Here is an 18,338-nt window from a genome sequence, read left to right as displayed (position 1 = left end):
TTGCATTACACTGGCCGGCGTACATTCCTTAACCAATTGATGAGATGACCGTGCTCAAAGCACTCAAAAAGATGTTCGGAAAAAGCGAGGCTGAGCAGCTCGCGCCAGCTCCCAGTGCGCCGTCGCACGCCCCCGGTCATCGCAGCGATGCCAAACCGGCGGACCGCCAGGCTCCCGTAGCCACACCGAAACGCGAACCGGCACCCGCTGCTGTTTCCGCTCCCGCTCCAGAAAGCGCCCGCAGCGAAACACCCAAACCGGCCAAACCACGCCGCGAACCGAAGCCCAAGGCCCCGGTCATTCCCTGGAAACTCGAAGACTTCGTCGTCGAGCCACAGGAAGGCAAGACCCGTTTCCACGATTTCAAACTCGCCCCGGAACTGATGCACGCCATCCAGGACCTGGGTTTCCCGTATTGCACGCCGATCCAGGCGCAGGTGCTGGGTTTCACCCTCGCCGGCAAAGACGCCATCGGCCGCGCCCAGACCGGTACCGGCAAGACGGCCGCGTTCCTGATCTCGATCATCACCCAGCTGTTGCAGACCCCGCCGCCGAAAGAGCGCTACATGGGCGAGCCACGGGCGCTGATCATCGCGCCGACCCGTGAACTGGTAGTGCAGATCGCCAAAGACGCCGCCGACCTGACCAAGTACACCGGCCTCAACGTCATGACGTTCGTCGGCGGCATGGACTTCGACAAGCAGCTCAAGCACCTCGAAGCCCGCCACTGTGACATCCTCGTCGCCACCCCGGGCCGTCTGCTCGACTTCAACCAGCGTGGCGACGTGCACCTGGACATGGTCGAAGTGATGGTGCTGGACGAAGCCGACCGCATGCTCGACATGGGCTTCATCCCGCAAGTGCGTCAGATCATTCGCCAGACCCCGCCGAAAAGCGAACGCCAGACCCTGCTGTTCTCCGCGACCTTCACCGAAGACGTGATGAACCTCGCCAAGCAGTGGACCACCGACCCTGCCATCGTCGAAATCGAAGTCACCAACGTGGCCAACGAGAACGTCGAACAGCACATCTACGCGGTGGCCGGGGCTGACAAATACAAACTGCTCTTCAACCTGGTCAACGACAACGGCTGGGAGCGGGTCATCGTGTTCGCCAACCGCAAGGATGAAGTGCGGCGCATCGAAGAACGCCTGGTACGCGACGGCATCAACGCCGCGCAACTGTCCGGCGACGTGCCGCAGCACAAGCGGATCAAGACGCTGGAAGGCTTCCGCGAAGGCAAGATCCGCGTTCTGGTTGCCACCGACGTGGCCGGTCGCGGCATTCACATCGACGGCATCAGCCACGTGATCAACTTCACCCTGCCGGAAGTCCCGGACGACTACGTACACCGCATCGGCCGTACCGGTCGTGCTGGCGCCGACGGCGTGTCGATCAGCTTCGCCGGTGAAGACGACTCCTATCAGTTGCCGTCCATCGAAGAAAAACTCGGTCGCAAGATCAGCTGTGAAACACCACCGACCCATCTGTTGCGGGCGGTTGAGCGCAAGCGCCCACAGTAAGCGACGCCAAAAAGAGAAGCGCAGCCGGCAACGGACTGCGCTTTTTTTTCGCCCGGATATTGTTCAATAAAACTAAAAGTCCATAATGGACAAATTAGTTTAAAAACAATCTCCGGAGTCCGACATGTCCAGCACGCCGTACGTGATTGATCAAACCCAGGCCCGTGAGCTTCTGGCCCGGATCGATGTGCCGCAGATCCTGCGCAAGCTGTTCCGCGATCTGGCGGCCGGGCATGCGGTGCAACCGGCGCAGCAACTGGTGGAATTCCCCCAGGGCGCCGGGGACTTCATCAACTATCTGGGCGTGCTGGCCGAAGACGGCGTGTACGGGGTCAAGACTTCGCCCTACATCGTTCGCGAACAGGGCCCGCTGGTGACGGCGTGGACGCTGCTGATGTCGATGCAGACCGGCCAGCCGCTGTTGCTCTGCGATGCCAGCGAACTGACCACCGCACGCACGGCGGCAACCACAGCTGTCGCCGTCGACGCCCTCGCCCCTTTGAAAGCCTCGCGCCTGGCGATCATCGGCAGCGGCAAGGTCGCCCAGGCGCACCTGCATTACGTCAAGACGTTGCGCGAATGGCAGAGCATCCGCGTGTACTCGCCCACCTTGAATGAAGACCCGGCAACCGCCCGCCTGCTGCAAACCCTCGATCCGCGCGTGAGCATCGCTGACAGCCGCGAGGCCGCCATTGCCGACGCAGACGTGATCATGCTCTGCACCTCGTCCGCAGGACCTGTGATCGACCCGGCAACCTTGAACAAACCGGCGCTGATCACCTCGATCAGCACCAACGCACCGCGCGCCCACGAAGTGCCGCCGCAGAGCCTCAACGACATGCAGGTGTTCTGCGACTATCGTCTGACCACGCCGGGTTCGGCCGGCGAGATGCTGATCGCCACCGAACAGCATGGCTGGGACAACAGCGCGATCATCGGTGACCTCGCGGATCTGCTCAGCGAGAAAGTGCAGCGTCCGGGTTACGACCGTCACGTGTTCTTCCGCTCCATCGGTCTGGGTCTGGAAGACATCGCCCTGGCCAACGCCGTTTATCAATTGCAGCGCTGACACCGGAGATTTTCATGAGTCATGCAGATTTCATCATCATCGGCGGCGGAATTGCCGGCGCGTCCACCGGTTTCTGGCTGTCGCAACATGGCAAGGTCGTGGTGCTGGAGCGCGAGTCGCACCCTGCCTATCACTCAACGGGACGTTCGGCTGCGCTGTTCACCGCCGCTTATGGAACCCCGCAGGTTCGGGCGCTGACCCAGGCCAGCCGAGCGTTTTTCGATCACCCGCCCAGCGGCTTCTGTGAACACCCGCTACTGACTCCGCGCGGCGAAATGACTGTGGACTTCACCGGTGACGCCGCCGAACTGAACAATCAATACCTCAGCGCCAAGGCCACGGTGCCGGAGATGCAACTGCTCAGCGCGGAAGAAGCGTGCGCGCGGCTGCCGATCCTGCGCCAGGAAAGGGTCCACGGCGCAATCTACGACCCGACCGCCAGCGACATCGACACCGACGCTCTGCACCAAGGCTATCTGCGTGGTATCCGTCGCAACAACGGGCAAGTCCTGACCGATTGCGAAGTGCTCGGGCTGAGCCGTGATGCCGACGGCGTCTGGCAAGTGCAGACCAACGGCCAGACCTTCAGCGCGCCCATCGTGATCAACGCGGCAGGCGCCTGGGCCGACAAGATCGGTGCCCTGGCCGGCGCCCGGCCGCTGGGCCTGCAACCAAAACGCCGTGCCGCGTTCATCTTTGCCGGCCCCGAAGGCGTGGACATTCACCACTGGCCGATGCTGGTCAGCCTCGACGAATCGTTCTACATGAAGCCCGACGCCGGCATGTTCCTCGGCTCGCCGGCCAACGCCGACCCGGTCGAGCCGCACGACGTGCAGCCGGAAGAACTGGATATCGCCATGGGCATCTACCAGATCGAAGAAGCGACGACCCTGACCATCCGCCGCCCGACGCGCACTTGGGCCGGCCTGCGCAGTTTCGTCGCCGATGGGGATTTGTTGTCCGGGTTCGATCCGCAGGTGCCAGGACTGTTCTGGGTCGCGGCCCAGGGCGGTTACGGCATCCAGACTTCGCCGGCGATGGGCCAGGCCAGCGCGGCGCTGGTGCGCGGTGAGTCGCTGCCCGAGCACCTCAAGCAGTTCGGTCTGTCCGCCGCCATGCTCTCCCCCGCCCGCCTGGCCTGATTGCCCCCGGATGACGCGCCCAACGGATTGCGGCACACTCGCAACGCCCCCGGACCACGGGGGCGTTGACGTTGCCTGGAGCTCCACAGTAATGACCACCCCCGAACAATCTCCCGAGCTGAATGACGCCGCGCTGGATAACTACCACGCCATCGCCGACGCCATTGCCACGCTGTTCTTTCCACATGCCGAAGTGGTGTTGCATGACCTGCGCACACAGAAGGTCGACTACATCGCCAACAACCTGTCGAAACGGGTGGTCGGTGATGAATCGTCGCTGGAAGATATGCTCAGCGAAGACGTCAGCGAACGGAACATAGGCCCGTACGAAAAGCTCAACTGGGACGGTCAGAAGATTCGCAGCCTGAGCACTGTGCTGCGGGACAGCGAAGGGCATCCGCTGGCGGTGCTGTGCATCAACCTGAATATTTCGCTGTTCGAGAACGCCAAGGCTGCGCTGGACCTGTTCCTCTCGCCGAGCAAGCTGATCCCGCAACCGGACTCACTGTTTCGCGATGACTGGCAGGAGCGCATCAACACCTTCCTGCACGCCTGGCTGCGCGAGCGGCAACTGAGCCTGAATCTGCTGACCCGCGACCACAAACGTGAGCTGGTACTGGCGCTGCACGCCGAGGGGGCGTTCAAGGGCAAGAGTGCCTCGAACTATGTGGCCAATGTGCTGAACATGGGGCGGGCGACGGTGTACAAGCATTTGAAGGAATTGAAGGGCTGAAACCGTGCAGCCTGCAAAGGCCGCACGGTTTTCAACATCAGTCGCCGTAGATGTCCGACTTGAAGTACTTCTCGGAAATCTTCTGGTACTCACCACTGGCACGAATGCCGTCGATGGCGGTATTCAACTGGCTGACCAGTTCAGCGTTGCCCTTGCGCACCGCAATCCCGGCGCCCTCGCCCACGTACTTCGGATCCTTCAGTTCCGGCCCGACAAACGCGTAACCCTTGCCGCGCGGCATCGACAGGAAGTCGGTCAGTGGAATGGTGTCGGCGAAAATCGCGTCGAGACGCCCGGCCGCCAGGTCCATGTAGATTTCTTCGTTGTTGCCATAGCGCTTGACGTTGATGCCCTTGGGCTCGAACACCTCGGTGGCGTAACGATCGGTGGTGGTCGCACGCTGCACGCCGACCGTCTTGCCCTTGAGGCTGGCGTACTGGTCATCGACGGTCGCGCCTTCCTTCATTACCAGCCGCGACGAGGTGAAATAGTACTTGTGGGTGAAGTCCACCGACTTCTTGCGATCTTCGTTGATGGTCATGGACGACAGCGCCATGTCGATTTTCTTCACTTTCAGGGAAGGAATCAGACCGTCGAACTCGCCCTCGACCCACACGCACTTGACCTGCATCTGCGCACACAGGGCGTTGCCGATGTCGTAGTCGAAACCGACAATTTCACCCTGGTCGGTCTTTGAGGCGAAGGGCGGATACGCCGCTTCGATACCGATGCGCAGGGTTTTCTCGGCGGCAAACACGCTACTGCACGCCAACAGGCTCAGCGCCAGACCGGTGATGAGGGGGAATTTCTTCATGTTCGTTCTCTCGCGGGTTGTTGTTGGTTTGGCAAGACAGAAGAAAGAGCTGAAACAGGGAAAAGCTTTATTTGTACTTGTAAATCCATACTGGACTTTTACGTACAAGCCGTCAATTGGACAAACGCCATCGGCGTCAGCCGATGGTCGGGAGTCGAGGGGAGATTGATTGAGGAGAGGAATTACTGCTTCCAGCGATCCGCCGCCGCATGATCGCTGTCACGACCTTCGACCCAACGCGGGCCGTCGCTGGTGTTCTCTTTCTTCCAGAACGGCGCGCGGGTTTTCAGGTAATCCATGACGAAGGCGCAGGCGTCGAATGCCGCCTGACGATGGGCACTTGCGGCGCCGACGAACACGATCGGCTCACCCGGCTCCAGCGCGCCGATGCGGTGCAGCACTTCCAGCTTCAACAGTGGCCAGCGCTGTTCGGCCTCGACGGCAATCTTGCCCAGGGCCTTTTCGGTCATGCCCGGATAGTGCTCCAGAAACATTCCGGCAACATCGAGGCCATCGTTGAAGTCGCGCACGTAGCCGACAAAACTCACCACCGCGCCGACGCCGACATTGGCCGCGTGCATCGCGTTGACTTCAGCGCCGGGATCGAACGCCGTGGACTGCACACGAATCGCCATGTCTCAGCCTCCGGTCACGGTGGGGAAAAACGCCACTTCGTCGCCATCGACCACCGGCTCGTCGAGCTGGCAAAGGTCTTCGTTGCGCGCGCACATCAGGTTCTGTTCACTCAGCACCTCGGCGCCGTCACGCTTGGCGAGCAATGCGCGCACATCGTCGACCGTCGCGAAATCGCCCTCGACCTTCACCGAATCCACGCCCAGCGCCTCACGGTAACGGGCAAAAAACTTCACGGTCAGGTTCATGGCTGCTCCGCCTGGAAATGCCCGCTCTTGCCGCCGACTTTCTCCAGCAGACGCACGCTTTCGATGGTCATGCCGCGATCCACGGCCTTGCACATGTCGTAGATGGTCAGGGCGGCGACGCTGGCGGCGGTCAACGCTTCCATCTCGACGCCGGTCTGCCCGGACAGTTTGCAGCGAGCCACGATGCGCACGGCGTCGTCGCCTTCGGCGCTGAGTTCGACCTTGACGCCGGTCAGCATCAGCGGATGGCAGAGGGGAATCAGATCACTGGTTTTCTTCGCTGCCTGAATGCCGGCAATGCGCGCCACGGCGAACACGTCGCCTTTGGGATGGCCGCCGCTGACGATCATCTGCAGGGTGTCGGGCAGCATGCGCACCAGCGCTTGGGCCGTCGCCTCGCGGAACGTCACGGCTTTTTCGGTGACGTCGACCATGTTGGCGCGACCTTGGGAATCGAGATGAGTCAGCACGGGATTACTCCTGATCAGGAGCACCGATTGTAAACCTGCGGGTCAAATTTCCGCACATAAAAAACCGGGCGACTTTGCAGTCGCCCGGTTCCTTTGTAAGGGTTACAGATGCGATTCGGCGTATTCGGCCAGAATCGAACGCGGCACCCCTTGCAGGGTGATGTGCACACCGTTGGGGAAGTCTTTGAAACGTTCGGTCAGGTAGGTCAGCCCGGAACTGGTCGCGGACAGGTAAGGGGTGTCGATCTGTGCCAGGTTGCCCAGGCACACCACTTTGGAACCGGCGCCGGCCCGGGTGATGATGGTTTTCATCTGGTGCGGCGTGAGGTTCTGGCATTCGTCGATCAGGATCAGGCTTTGCTGGAAGCTGCGACCGCGAATGTAGTTGAGCGATTTGAACTGCAACGGCACTTTGCTGAGGATGTAGTCGACGCTGCCATGGGTGTTTTCGTCATCCATGTGCAAGGCTTCGAGGTTGTCGGTGATGGCCCCCAGCCAGGGCTCCATTTTTTCCGCTTCGGTGCCGGGCAGGAAGCCGATTTCCTGGTCCAGGCCCTGCACGCTGCGGGTGGCGATGATGCGGCGATAACGCTTGCTGACCATGGTCTGCTCGATCGCAGCGGCCAGCGCCAGGATGGTCTTGCCGGAACCGGCGGCGCCGGACAGGTTGACCAGATGAATGTCAGGGTCGAGCAAGGCGTACAGCGCCAGGCTCTGATAGATGTCACGCGGCTTGAGGCCCCAGGCTTCCTGATGCAGCAGCGGTTCCTGGTGCAGATCGAGAATCAGCAGCCGGTCTTCTTCAATCTCCTTGATCCAGCCGACGAACCCCTGCTCATCGATGATGAACTCGTTGATGTGCACGGCCGGCAGGTTGTCGATCAATTGCACCTGGTGCCAGGTGCGGCCATGGTCCTGACGGGTTTCGACCTTGCTCACGCGGTCCCAGAAGGAGCCGGTCATGTTGTGGTAGCCGTTGGGCAGCAGGGACACGTCGTCGACCAACTGGTCGGTGCTGTAGTCCTCGGCCGCAATCCCGCAGGCGCGCGCCTTGAGGCGCATGTTGATGTCTTTGGTGACCAGCACCACCGGCTTCTTCGGGTCGCGGGTGTGCAGATCGATCAACTGGTTGATGATTTTGTTGTCGTTCAGGTGCTCGGGCAGAATCAGGTTCGACTCCGCCTGCTTGCTCATCAGAATTGACAGCAACCCCTTCGGCCCGCTCTTTCCGCGCTGGATCGGCACCCCTTGCTCGACGTCTTCGGGCGAGGCATCGCCCAGCGTCTTGTCGATCAGCCGGATGGCCTGGCGGCATTCGGCGGCCACGCTGTGATGCCCGCTCTTGAGCTTGTCCAGCTCTTCAAGCACGGTCATCGGGATCGCGACGTGGTGTTCTTCGAAATTCAGCAGGGCGTTTGGATCGTGAATCAGTACGTTGGTATCGAGTACATAAAGGATTGGCTGGTTGGAGGAAGGGCTACGTCCGTGATCATCCATACTCGGTCACCTTTGTGGGAGCCATTCGACGCAATACCTGGACGGTGCTGCGCCTCGAAGTGACTGCCGAATCCACCTGCACAGCTTTTGTCGGGATAGCAGGTGAACCGCACACAAAATGGGTCTTGGAAGACGCCACCTGTGTTGCAGGTTTCGGCGGTCTGACTTCGTAATACTCCAAAACCCGTGACAGAAAAAAGCACTTTGACGCTTTTTTGAAGTTTATTTTGCAAAGTGACGAAAAGCCCTTGGCGGACCGCCCCGCCCCCGTTAGAGTCGGAAGTCCGCCTGCATCGAATTTTGCAAAAAATTCACCCCAAGCCCAATGTTTCCGGGCTCTCGCCGCTTGTCAGCGAAAAGCGTCCTGACAGTCTTCCCAGCCGATGCCGCTTTGCGCGGTTTGCGTGATCAGCCACGGCAACGCCGTCTTCACCGCATCCTGCTTCATGTTGAAATTGATCACCCCGTGGCGCCACAACAGCATCAGGGTCAGCACCCGCTGTGCGCTCGGATTGCCCTTGAGCTTGCCGGCACCGTCCTGGGCGTCGATGTCCCACAGCGCCACTTGCAGGCCCTGATTGCGGAAGAAACTGCCGGCATCGCTGCGGCGCTGGCCATCCGGTGGACGGAACAGCGGCACGTAGTTCTCCGGCAGCTTGTTCTTCACCAGATCGCTGCTGCGGCGCACCGAGTCCTGCCAGTCCTGCCAGTGGCTGTGGGAACGGAACTCCCAACCCTGCACGCCCACGCAGAGTTTCGAGAATTCCGATTGCAGGTTATTCACCGAGCGATCCGCCAGCCGCGCCTGCACATCCTTGCCCAGCAAAAAGAAGGTGCCGCTCAGACTGGATTTGCGCAGGTAGTCGGCGATCCAGTCGGTATTGTCCGGCTGCAGGTTCGCAGCGCTGTCGAAACTGAGCAGGAACAATCGGTCGTGCATCTCGTCGCCGTTGCGCTCGTAGTCACCGAAATGATCGACTTCGCTGGTGGTCTGCGGCGACAGCGCCGCCTTGCGCATCAGTTCGTCCAGGTACTGCAGATGGAAGATCCGGCTCGGCTCGGCCCACTGGGTGTAATAGCTTTCGTCGCTGACCACGAACTTGGTCGCCTGCTCGCGCAGGGTCGGCAGGTCTTCGACAAGGAAGCAGAACGAGGCATCCTGATCGCAGCTCTGTTGGGCGAAGTTGTAATTGGCGAGCAGCCGCTGCCACAGACGCTCACGCAGGCTGTTGATCGCCTCCAGATTGACCGTGCGCAGCCCCAGACGCTGGGCCAGCGCGGCCTCATCCAGCGACTCGCTGCCCAGCAGGCCCCGGGCGAACATCAGGATTTCTGCCCGCGAGGCGACGTCGAACAGGGTCGGGTTGTCGAGTTTCTCCGGCCAGGTGCTGCGATCGAGCGTGGCGATATCGCCCGGTGCCGCAACGGCCCCGAAGCTCAACAGCCACACGGTGAATAAAAGAACAATGCGCAAAGGGGTGTCTCCATAACAAAACCCGCGCGGCACTATAGCCGATCCGGCCCGCAAACCGCCGATCACCTATGGACCTGATAGCTGGAGTCATCCGCCTCAACCCCCTAGAATCGCCCCCACGATTAAAGGAGACGACTTCATGCTGATGGTGATTTCCCCCGCCAAGACTCTCGATTACGAAACACCGCCGGCGACCCAGCGCTTTACCCAGCCGCAATACCTCGACCATTCCCAGGAGCTGATCCAGCAATTGCGCGAGCTGACGCCTGCGCAGATCAGCGAACTGATGCACGTCTCCGACAAGATCGGCGGCCTCAACGCCGCGCGTTTCGGCAGCTGGACACCGGCGTTCACCCCCGAGAATGCCAAACAGGCGCTGCTGGCCTTCAAGGGCGACGTCTACACCGGGCTCGACGCCCAGAGCTTCAGCGAAGCCGATTTCGATTACGCGCAACAGCACCTGCGCATGCTCTCCGGCCTCTACGGCCTGCTGCGCCCGCTCGACCTGATGCAGCCGTATCGTCTGGAAATGGGCACCAAACTGGCCAATGCCCGGGGCAAGGACTTGTACGCATTCTGGGGCACGCGCATCAGCGAATGGCTGAACGAAGCGCTGGTCGATCAGGGCGATGACGTGCTGCTGAACCTGGCCTCCAACGAGTACTTCTCGGCGGTCAAGCGCACGGCCCTGAACGCGCGGATCATCAACACCGAGTTCAAGGACCTGAAGAACGGCCAGTACAAGATCATCAGCTTCTACGCCAAGAAGGCCCGCGGCCTGATGAGTCGCTTCGTGATCCAGGAGCGCATCAACGATCCGGCCGCTCTCAAACAGTTCGATGCTCAGGGTTATCGCTACAGTGCCGAACAGTCGAAACCGGACAATCTGGTGTTTCTGCGCGACCACGCCCCGGAATAAAGCATGCTCATTGCACGACTCTTTATAGTGAGAGTCGTGCAGCTCGCACGACGTCAAAAAAACCTCCCCTCTTTTCGCCGATTTATTGGCGCCATAAAAACATCGCCTCGATTTCTATCTTTTCTTTCACTCGACAGTTGTCATTTTTTTCAGTAGTGGCACGTAAATTTTTTACCGGTAGTGGCACAAAACCATCTAACGCGATTATCTGCCTATCAATAAAGGGCGAAATCGAAAGTGCTATCAATATGAGAGCAGTGCCATCTTTCTCAATATTTCAAGAAATTTCAGATTTGGCGATGGGCGGACTGGAACTATGTCCAAATGCATAGCTCATACCACCGGTAACGATTCTCGCCGAACATGTACGAGATAACTTACGCAGAGATCAAAACCATGTAACCAAGTTGTCACAGCAACTTGCCTGAATGGATAACAACTCTGGACAACTATCGAAGGACAGGAGATACGCACCATCAATATCCCCTACAAGGCCAAGGCCGCGCCCTTATAAACGTGCTCGCCTGAGCACCCAACCGCCCGATCCACAGGCCTGCGCCTGACATCGAGCGCGCAATACGAGATTGCACAAGAGCCCTCTTGCCAGAGGATCAGCTGCATAACAGGGCACGTCACAACAATAAGGCCTGGTTGCGCACATCTTGAGTGCACTTATTTAGACACTCGAAACTTAGTATGCCTGCACACGGCATTGTGGCGCCTGCAAGTCACACTTTCGAGTGCACTAAGACCGCTGAACACCATTAACTCCGGCCCTTTAACGGCCTGATATATACAGAGGTAATTGCGATGCGCATCAGCATATTTGGTTTGGGTTACGTCGGCGCAGTGTGTGCCGGTTGCCTGTCTGCACGGGGCCATGACGTGGTTGGCGTCGATGTTGCCAAAGACAAGATCGATATGATCAACGCGGGCAAATCCCCCATTGTCGAACCGGGCCTGGGCGAGTTACTGGCGCAAGGGATCGAGACCGGTCGTCTGCGCGGTACGACCAACTTCGCCGAGGCGATTCGTGACACCGATTTGTCGATGATTTGCGTCGGCACGCCGAGCAAGAAGAACGGCGACCTGGAACTGAACTACATCGAAGCCGTGTGCCGCGAGATCGGTTTTGTCCTGCGTGAAAAATCCACCCGCCACACCATCGTCGTGCGCAGCACCGTGCTGCCGGGCACCGTGGCCAACGTGGTGATCCCGATCCTCGAAGACTGCTCCGGCAAGAAAGCCGGCGTTGATTTCGGTGTAGCCGTGAACCCTGAGTTCCTGCGTGAATCCACCGCGATCGCCGACTACGACCTGCCACCGATGACCGTCATCGGCGAGTTCGACAAGGCTTCGGGCGACGTTCTGCAATCGCTCTACGAAGAACTCGACGCCCCGATCATCCGCAAGGACATCGCCGTCGCCGAGATGATCAAGTACACCTGCAACGTCTGGCACGCGACCAAAGTGACCTTCGCCAACGAGATCGGCAACATCGCCAAAGCGGTGGGCGTCGATGGCCGCGAAGTGATGGACGTGGTCTGCCAGGACAAGACCCTCAACCTGTCCCAGTACTACATGCGCCCGGGCTTCGCCTTCGGCGGTTCGTGCCTGCCGAAAGACGTGCGCGCCCTGACTTACCGTGCCGGTTCCCTGGACGTCGAAGCGCCGCTGCTCAACTCGCTGATGCGCAGTAACGAATCGCAAGTGCAGAACGCCTTCGACATCGTTGAAAGCCACGACAAACGCAAAGTCGCCCTGCTCGGCCTGAGCTTCAAGGCCGGCACCGATGACCTGCGCGAAAGCCCGCTGGTGGAACTGGCCGAAATGCTGATCGGCAAGGGTTACGACCTGAGCATCTACGACAGCAACGTCCAGTACGCCCGTGTCCACGGCGCGAACAAGGATTACATCGAGTCGAAGATCCCCCACGTGTCGTCCCTGCTCAATGCGGACTTCGATTCGGTGATCGACAACTCCGACGTGATCATCCTCGGCAACCGCGACGAGAAGTTCCGCGCGCTGGCCCAGCAGGCCCCGCACGGCAAACAGGTCATCGACCTGGTCGGCTTCATGGCCAAGGCCACCGATGCCGGCACCCGCACCGAAGGCATCTGCTGGTAACGCAGCAGCAAGCCTCGAGCTTCAAGCCGCATGCCGTGAATCGGCAGGCGGCTTGAAGCCCCCATCACCTTCGGATGACGGTCATGTCCAAGCTCAAACATTTTTTTCTGCAATCCGCCGGCTGGCTTTTGTTTCTGAGCCTGCTGATGGGCCTGGCCCTGATGCTGCCCACGTCCACGTTCGACTCCGAGTCGAAGGACTTCATTTTCCTGATTGGCGCCGTGGGTATCTGGCGCTACTCGATGGGTGCCACGCACTTTGTGCGCGGCATGATTTTTCTCTACATCGTCTACCCGCACCTGCGCCGCAAGGTTCGCAAGCTGGGTAAGGCGGCGGACCCGTCGCATGTGTTTCTGATGGTCACCAGCTTCCGTATCGACGCGTTGACCACCGCGCAGGTCTACAGCTCGGTGATCCGCGAAGCCATCGACTGCGAACTGCCGACCACAGTGGTCTGCTCCATCGTCGAAATGTCCGATGAGCTGCTGGTCAAGGCGCTGTGGGCGCGGATGAATCCGCCAGAGCGGGTGAAGCTCGACTTCGTGCGCATTCCCGGCACCGGCAAGCGCGACGGCCTGGCTTATGGTTTCCGCGCGATCTCCCGTCACCTGCCGGACGACCGTGCCGTGGTGGCCGTGATCGATGGCGACACCGTGCTCGGCGAAGGCACCGTGCGCAAGACCGTGCCGTGGTTCCAGCTGTTCGGCAACGTCGGCGGCCTGACCACCAACGAATTCTGCGAAGTGCGCGGCGGCTACATCATGAGCGAGTGGCACAAGCTGCGCTTCGCCCAGCGCCACATCAACATGTGCTCGATGGCCCTGTCCAAGCGCGTGCTGACCATGACCGGCCGGATGTCGGTGTTCCGCGCCACCGTGGTCACCAACCCGGAATTTATCGCCGACGTTGAAAGCGACTCACTGCAACACTGGCGTCTGGGCCGTTTCAAATTCTTGACCGGCGACGACAAGTCGAGCTGGTTCAGCCTGATGCGTCTGGGCTACGACACCTTCTACGTACCGGACGCCGCGATCAACACCGTTGAACATCCGCCGGAAAAGAGCTTCATCAAGGCCAGTCGCAAACTGATGTTCCGCTGGTACGGCAACAACCTGCGACAGAACTCCCGGGCGCTGGGCCTGGGTGTGAAACGCCTCGGCGCCTTCACCTCGGTGGTGCTGTTCGACCAGCGCGTATCGATGTGGACCTCGCTGCTCGGCCTGACCGTGGCAATCATCGCCAGCTTCAAATACGGCGGCGCGTTCATCCTCGCGTACCTGCTGTGGATCGGCATCACCCGCCTGATTCTGACGCTGCTGCTGTCGTGCTCCGGCCACCGCATCGGCCCGGCGTACCCGGTGATTCTCTATTACAACCAGATCGTCGGTGCGCTGGTGAAGATCTACGTGTTCTTCCGTCTCGACCAACAATCCTGGACTCGCCAGCCCACTTCCCTGACCCGTGACCTCGCCAGCTTTCAACGTTGGTTCAACACCTGGTCGTCTCGGACCATGACCTTCTCCGCCGGCAGCATTTTCGTCGCCGTGCTGCTGATGATGGTCTGACCCGCCCCTCTTGAATTAACAAGGAAATCGCCCCTATGAATACCGCCGTCAACGCCAACGTAGTGCATGAATCCGAAGCCCAGCGCCAACACGCCCGGGTGAAAATCCCGGCCAAGCTGCGGTTCTTCGGTCCCGACCGGACACCGGTCGAAGCACGGGTCATCGACCTGTCTGCCGGTGGTCTGGCGTTCAATGCCGGTCAATTGCCGCTGACCATTGGCGAGGTGCGCAAGGCACGTCTGCAATTCGTCATCGACAACCTCGGCATTGCCATGGACGTTGAACTGCAAGTGCGCTCATACGACCGCCAGACCGGCCGCGCCGGTTGCCAGTTCCAGAACCTCGAACCGCAGGACATTTCGACCCTGCGCCACCTGATCACTTCGCACCTGGCCGGCGACATCGTCAGCATCGGCGAAGTGCTGGCAACCCTGCAGCGCGACAACTTCACCAAGGCGCGCAAGGTCAAGGACGGCGGCCACGGCATGACCCCGTTCGGGCGCCTGAAAGCCGTGACCTTCAGCGCCGGCATTTTCGCGATCGGCCTCGTGGCAGCGGGTTTCGTCTTCAAATCGGTGTACAGCATGTATTTCGTCAGCCACGCACAGGCCGGTCTGGTCAGCGTGCCGGGCATGAACATCACCATGCCGCGCGACGGCACCGTACAGAGCCTGGTGAAATCCGACGGCGTCGCCGCCAAGGGCGCACCGCTGGCGACGTTCAGCACCAGCATGCTCGACGTGCTCAAGGGACATCTGGACGAAGACCAGTTGCAACCGGCCAAGGTTGAAGAACTGTTCGGCAAGCAAATGACCGGCACCCTCACCTCGCCTTGCGACTGCACCGTGGCTCAGCAACTGGTGGCTGACGGTCAATACGCAAGCAAAGGTGATGTGATCTTCTCGCTGGTACCACGCAACACCCTGGCCACCGTCGATGCACGCTTCTCCTATCGCCAGTTCGGCGACGTGCGCCCGGGCACCCCGGTGAGCTTCCAGATCGCCGGCGAAGACAAGACCCGCACCGGCAAGATCGTCAGCAGCACCAGCCTGAAAAGCGCCGACCTGTCCTCCGACATCCGTGTGCAGATCCAGCCTGACGAGCCGCTGGACAGCAGCTTCGCCGGCCGCCCGGTGGAAGTGAACAGCGACCGTGGTCCGAACCTGAACTGGCTGATCGACAAAGCCATGGCTGCCGGTCTTTAAGTCGAGGACATGCCTATGACGAGCCCTATCAGAATCCCGCCGGCCCCGCTGAGCCTGGCCATGGCCATGGCAATCGCCCTGGCCGGTTGCGCCGGCCTGCCCGACCAGCGTCTGGCCAACGAAGCGCTCAAGCGCGGTGACACCGCGACCGCCGCGCAGAACTACCGTGCACTGGCCGACCTGGGTTACAGCGAAGCTCAGGTCGGGTTGGCCGACATTCAGGTCGACAGCCGTGACCCCGCGCAGATCAAACAGGCTGAGGCGACCTACCGCGCAGCGGCCGATGTTTCGCCGCGCGCCCAGGCCCGTCTCGGTCGCTTGCTGGTGGCCAAGCCCGGCGCCACCGAGGCCGAGCATCAGGAAGCCGAAACCCTGCTGAAGAAAGCCGCCGCCAACGGCGAAGGCAACACGCTGATCCCGCTGGCGATGCTGTACCTGCAATACCCGCACAGCTTCCCGAACATCAACGCCCAGCAGCAGATCGACCAGTGGCGCAAATCCGGCTACCCGGAAGCCGGTCTGGCGCAGGTGTTGCTGTATCGCACCCAGGGTACTTACGACCAGCATCTGGATGAAGTGGAAAAGATCTGCAAGGCCGCGCTCAACACCACCGACATCTGCTACGTCGAACTGGCCACGGTCTATCAGAAACGTGGTGCGCCGGAGCAACAGGCCGAGCTGATCAAACAACTGCAGGCTGCTCACAGCCGTGGCAGCGTCAGCGCCCAGCGCGTGGATTCCGTTGCCCGTGTGCTCGCCGATTCGACCCTGGGCAAGACCGACGAAAAAACCGCGCAGTCGCTGCTCGAGCCGATCGCTCCGGGCTACCCGGCGTCGTGGGTCACCCTTGCGCAATTGCTCTACGACTTCCCGGAACTCGGCGACACCGACCAGATGATGAAGTACCTGGACAACGGCCGCGCCGCTGACCAGCCGCGCGCCGAACTGTTGCTGGGCAAGCTCTACTACGAAGGCAAACAGGTGCCGGCCGATGCGAAAGTCGCCGAGGAACATTTCCAGAAAGCCGTCGGCCGCGAAGTCGCCGCCGACTACTACCTCGGCCAGATCTACCGCCGTGGCTATCTCGGCAAAGTCTATCCGCAGAAGGCTCTCGACCATCTGCTGACTGCTGCGCGCAACGGCCAGAACAGCGCCGACTTCGCCATCGCCCAGCTGTTCTCCCAAGGCAAGGGCACCAAACCCGACCCACTCAACGCCTACGTATTCAGCCAGTTGGCCAAGGCGCAGAACACCCCGCAAGCCGATGAGCTGGCGACCACCCTCGCGGCGCAATTGCCGCCCGAGCGCCTGGCCGAAGCCCAGCGTCTGTTGCAGCAGGAACAAGCCAGCCGAGGCGCCCTGAACCAGAACACGCTGCAACTGCACGCCCTGCAAGAAGAAGACGGCGAGGAAAAATTATGAAGCTGAATCCATTCGTGAAGGCCGGCCTTGGCCTTTCGTTCGCGCTGATCTGGTCTTGCCCGACACTGGCCGCGATCACTGAAACCAAGAACTTCGGCCTCGAAGTGAAAATCACCGGCCAGTCCGAAGACGACCGCGACCTCGGCACTGCCAAGGGTGGCGACGTCAACGGCGTCGGCCTCGACCTGCGCCCGTGGGTCTACGGCGAAAGTGGTGCGTGGAGCGCCTACGCCATGGGTCAGGCGGTCGCCTCGAGCGACATCATCGAAACCGACACCCTGCAGCAGTCCGACGGTGCCGAAAACACCGACAGCGGTGATCGCAAGACCAAGAAGAACTACCTGGCGATGCGCGAGTTCTGGGTCGGCTACAGCGGCTTCACGCCCTACCCCGGCGAGATCCTCAAGTTCGGTCGCCAGCGCCTGCGCAACGACGACGGCCAGTGGCGCGACACCAACATCGAAGCGCTGAACTGGACCTTCGACACCACCCTGCTGCGCGCCAACGCCGGTGTTGCCGAACGCTTCAGCGAATACCGCACCGACCTCAAAGAGCTGGCGCCGAAAGACAAGGACCGCCTGCACGCCTACGCCGACGCTGCCTATCAGTGGACGCCGGGCAACTGGGTCGGCATTCGCGGTCACCACACCCATGATGACGGCAAGCTCGATTACGCCGAACCGGGTGTGCCCCGCGACACCCTCGACAAAACCCAGAACGGCGACATCAGCTGGCTCGGCCTGACCGCCGACAGCGACGCGTACAACTGGCGCAACACCAACACGGTCAACTACTGGGGCAGCATCACCGGCATGAGCGGCGACCGCGACACGGTCAACCCGCTGAACGCCGATGGCAGCCGTCCGGCACAAGCCAAGCGCAGTGAAGACATCAACGGCTGGGCCACCGACATCGGCGTGCGTCTGCGCCTCGATCCGCAGTGGCAGGTCGGTGCGGCGTATGCCCGTGCCAGCGCCGATTACGAACAGAACGGCCTGGAAAGCAACCGCTCGAACTACACCGGTACCCGCTCCCGCGTTCACCGTTTCGGCGAGGCTTTCCGTGGCGAAATGAACAACATGCAGACCGCCACGCTGTTCGGTTCGTGGATGCTCAACGACCAGTACGACGCCAGTCTGATCTACCACAAGTTCTGGCGTGTGGACGGCAACAAACCGGTGGGCAGCAACGGCATCAACGCCGTGGAAAACAACACCGACGACGTCACCGGCGCGATCCTTTCCAGCACCTCCCTGCCACTGGACGATGGCAAGAAAGACCTCGGCCAGGAAATGGATCTGGTGGTCACCAAGTACTTCAAGCAAGGCCTGCTGCCGGCAGCGCTGAGCCAGTCGATCGACGAGCCTGCGGCACTGGTGCGGTTCCGTGGCGGCGTGTTCAAGCCGGGTGATGCCTATGGCAGCCAGGTCGATTCGTACATGCACCGCGCGTTCATCGACGTGATCTGGCGCTTCTGATGCAAACCGCGAAGGGAGT

General features: G+C 60.9%; 16 protein-coding genes. 10 read left to right on the top strand and 6 right to left on the bottom strand.

Features of this window, described 5'->3' with window-relative positions:
- Positions 1-44 precede the first annotated feature (44 nt).
- The 4 genes from rhlB (at position 45) to AC1RMX_RS18815 (ending at position 4,467) form a co-directional block, all read left to right on the top strand.
- Positions 45-1,523, top strand: coding sequence for an ATP-dependent RNA helicase RhlB (rhlB, locus tag AC1RMX_RS18830; protein WP_096819178.1), 1,479 nt, complete (start codon positions 45-47; stop codon positions 1,521-1,523).
- Positions 1,524-1,647: 124 nt separating this feature from the next.
- On the top strand, positions 1,648-2,592 hold the full coding sequence (locus tag AC1RMX_RS18825; RefSeq protein WP_493072709.1) for an ornithine cyclodeaminase family protein: 945 nt from the start codon (positions 1,648-1,650) through the stop codon (positions 2,590-2,592).
- A gap of 14 nt (positions 2,593-2,606) precedes the next feature.
- The gene (locus tag AC1RMX_RS18820) at positions 2,607-3,734 is read left to right on the top strand and encodes an NAD(P)/FAD-dependent oxidoreductase (protein ID WP_493072708.1); all 1,128 of its coding nucleotides are present in this window, start codon (positions 2,607-2,609) and stop codon (positions 3,732-3,734) included.
- Between the two features lie 91 nt (positions 3,735-3,825).
- Positions 3,826-4,467, top strand: a complete 642-nt coding sequence (locus tag AC1RMX_RS18815; protein WP_096819172.1) for a helix-turn-helix transcriptional regulator — start codon at positions 3,826-3,828, stop codon at positions 4,465-4,467.
- A 37-nt stretch (positions 4,468-4,504) separates the two neighbouring features.
- On the opposite strand, the gene AC1RMX_RS18810 is transcribed toward AC1RMX_RS18815, so the two are convergent.
- The 6 genes from AC1RMX_RS18810 to AC1RMX_RS18785 all read right to left on the bottom strand — a co-directional run bounded on the left by AC1RMX_RS18810 (position 4,505) and on the right by AC1RMX_RS18785 (position 9,603).
- Positions 4,505-5,281: an ABC transporter substrate-binding protein gene (locus AC1RMX_RS18810; protein ID WP_096819170.1), complete on the bottom strand. Its 777-nt coding sequence runs from the start codon at positions 5,279-5,281 to the stop codon at positions 4,505-4,507.
- 182 nt (positions 5,282-5,463) lie between these two features.
- On the bottom strand, positions 5,464-5,916 hold the full coding sequence (gene moaE, locus AC1RMX_RS18805) for a molybdopterin synthase catalytic subunit MoaE (protein WP_085711692.1): 453 nt from the start codon (positions 5,914-5,916) through the stop codon (positions 5,464-5,466).
- A 3-nt stretch (positions 5,917-5,919) separates the two neighbouring features.
- The gene (gene moaD / locus AC1RMX_RS18800) at positions 5,920-6,162 is read right to left on the bottom strand and encodes a molybdopterin converting factor subunit 1 (RefSeq protein ID WP_096819168.1); all 243 of its coding nucleotides are present in this window, start codon (positions 6,160-6,162) and stop codon (positions 5,920-5,922) included.
- Positions 6,159-6,632, bottom strand: coding sequence for a cyclic pyranopterin monophosphate synthase MoaC (moaC, locus tag AC1RMX_RS18795; protein ID WP_007957321.1), 474 nt, complete (start codon positions 6,630-6,632; stop codon positions 6,159-6,161). Before moaC ends, moaD begins: the two co-directional genes overlap by 4 nt.
- A gap of 102 nt (positions 6,633-6,734) precedes the next feature.
- Complete coding sequence (locus tag AC1RMX_RS18790; RefSeq protein WP_096819166.1) at positions 6,735-8,129, bottom strand: PhoH family protein; 1,395 nt, start codon at positions 8,127-8,129, stop codon at positions 6,735-6,737.
- Positions 8,130-8,478: 349 nt separating this feature from the next.
- On the bottom strand, positions 8,479-9,603 hold the full coding sequence (locus AC1RMX_RS18785) for a polysaccharide deacetylase family protein (RefSeq protein ID WP_096819164.1): 1,125 nt from the start codon (positions 9,601-9,603) through the stop codon (positions 8,479-8,481).
- 139 nt (positions 9,604-9,742) lie between these two features.
- On the opposite strand from AC1RMX_RS18785, the gene yaaA reads away from it, so the two are divergent.
- The 6 genes from yaaA (at position 9,743) to AC1RMX_RS18755 (ending at position 18,319) form a co-directional block, all read left to right on the top strand.
- Entirely contained in the window at positions 9,743-10,522 is a 780-nt protein-coding gene (yaaA, locus tag AC1RMX_RS18780) for a peroxide stress protein YaaA (protein WP_096819162.1), read from the top strand.
- An 810-nt stretch (positions 10,523-11,332) separates the two neighbouring features.
- On the top strand, positions 11,333-12,649 hold the full coding sequence (locus AC1RMX_RS18775; RefSeq protein WP_096819160.1) for a nucleotide sugar dehydrogenase: 1,317 nt from the start codon (positions 11,333-11,335) through the stop codon (positions 12,647-12,649).
- An 83-nt stretch (positions 12,650-12,732) separates the two neighbouring features.
- A complete protein-coding gene (gene alg8 / locus AC1RMX_RS18770) occupies positions 12,733-14,214 on the top strand; it encodes a mannuronan synthase (RefSeq protein ID WP_249485406.1) in 1,482 nt (493 codons plus the stop codon).
- A 35-nt stretch (positions 14,215-14,249) separates the two neighbouring features.
- Positions 14,250-15,419, top strand: coding sequence for an alginate biosynthesis protein Alg44 (locus tag AC1RMX_RS18765; RefSeq protein WP_096819156.1), 1,170 nt, complete (start codon positions 14,250-14,252; stop codon positions 15,417-15,419).
- A 9-nt stretch (positions 15,420-15,428) separates the two neighbouring features.
- Positions 15,429-16,841: an alginate biosynthesis TPR repeat lipoprotein AlgK gene (algK, locus tag AC1RMX_RS18760; protein WP_096819154.1), complete on the top strand. Its 1,413-nt coding sequence runs from the start codon at positions 15,429-15,431 to the stop codon at positions 16,839-16,841.
- The gene (locus AC1RMX_RS18755) at positions 16,838-18,319 is read left to right on the top strand and encodes an alginate export family protein (RefSeq protein ID WP_096819152.1); all 1,482 of its coding nucleotides are present in this window, start codon (positions 16,838-16,840) and stop codon (positions 18,317-18,319) included. The genes algK and AC1RMX_RS18755 overlap by 4 nt, the downstream gene beginning before the upstream one ends.
- Positions 18,320-18,338: the final 19 nt, after the last annotated feature.

It is taken from the genome of Pseudomonas sp. GW822-FHT03F04, assembly GCF_058801405.1.
Note: the sequence above shows the minus strand (reverse complement) of the source record. Positions and strands in the feature narration are given on the sequence as shown.

Excerpts from the sequence above, each read along its gene's own strand:
- rhlB (WP_096819178.1), top strand. The coding sequence starts at position 45 with ATGACCGTGCTCAAAGCACTCAAAAAGATGTTCGGAAAAAGCGAGGCT.
- AC1RMX_RS18825 (WP_493072709.1), top strand. The coding sequence starts at position 1,648 with ATGTCCAGCACGCCGTACGTGATTGATCAAACCCAGGCCCGTGAGCTT.
- AC1RMX_RS18820 (WP_493072708.1), top strand. The coding sequence starts at position 2,607 with ATGAGTCATGCAGATTTCATCATCATCGGCGGCGGAATTGCCGGCGCG.
- AC1RMX_RS18815 (WP_096819172.1), top strand. The coding sequence starts at position 3,826 with ATGACCACCCCCGAACAATCTCCCGAGCTGAATGACGCCGCGCTGGAT.
- AC1RMX_RS18810 (WP_096819170.1), bottom strand. The coding sequence starts at position 5,281 with ATGAAGAAATTCCCCCTCATCACCGGTCTGGCGCTGAGCCTGTTGGCG.
- moaE (WP_085711692.1), bottom strand. The coding sequence starts at position 5,916 with ATGGCGATTCGTGTGCAGTCCACGGCGTTCGATCCCGGCGCTGAAGTC.
- moaD (WP_096819168.1), bottom strand. The coding sequence starts at position 6,162 with ATGAACCTGACCGTGAAGTTTTTTGCCCGTTACCGTGAGGCGCTGGGC.
- AC1RMX_RS18790 (WP_096819166.1), bottom strand. The coding sequence starts at position 8,129 with ATGGATGATCACGGACGTAGCCCTTCCTCCAACCAGCCAATCCTTTAT.
- yaaA (WP_096819162.1), top strand. The coding sequence starts at position 9,743 with ATGCTGATGGTGATTTCCCCCGCCAAGACTCTCGATTACGAAACACCG.
- AC1RMX_RS18775 (WP_096819160.1), top strand. The coding sequence starts at position 11,333 with ATGCGCATCAGCATATTTGGTTTGGGTTACGTCGGCGCAGTGTGTGCC.
- alg8 (WP_249485406.1), top strand. The coding sequence starts at position 12,733 with ATGTCCAAGCTCAAACATTTTTTTCTGCAATCCGCCGGCTGGCTTTTG.
- AC1RMX_RS18765 (WP_096819156.1), top strand. The coding sequence starts at position 14,250 with ATGAATACCGCCGTCAACGCCAACGTAGTGCATGAATCCGAAGCCCAG.
- algK (WP_096819154.1), top strand. The coding sequence starts at position 15,429 with ATGCCTATGACGAGCCCTATCAGAATCCCGCCGGCCCCGCTGAGCCTG.
- AC1RMX_RS18755 (WP_096819152.1), top strand. The coding sequence starts at position 16,838 with ATGAAGCTGAATCCATTCGTGAAGGCCGGCCTTGGCCTTTCGTTCGCG.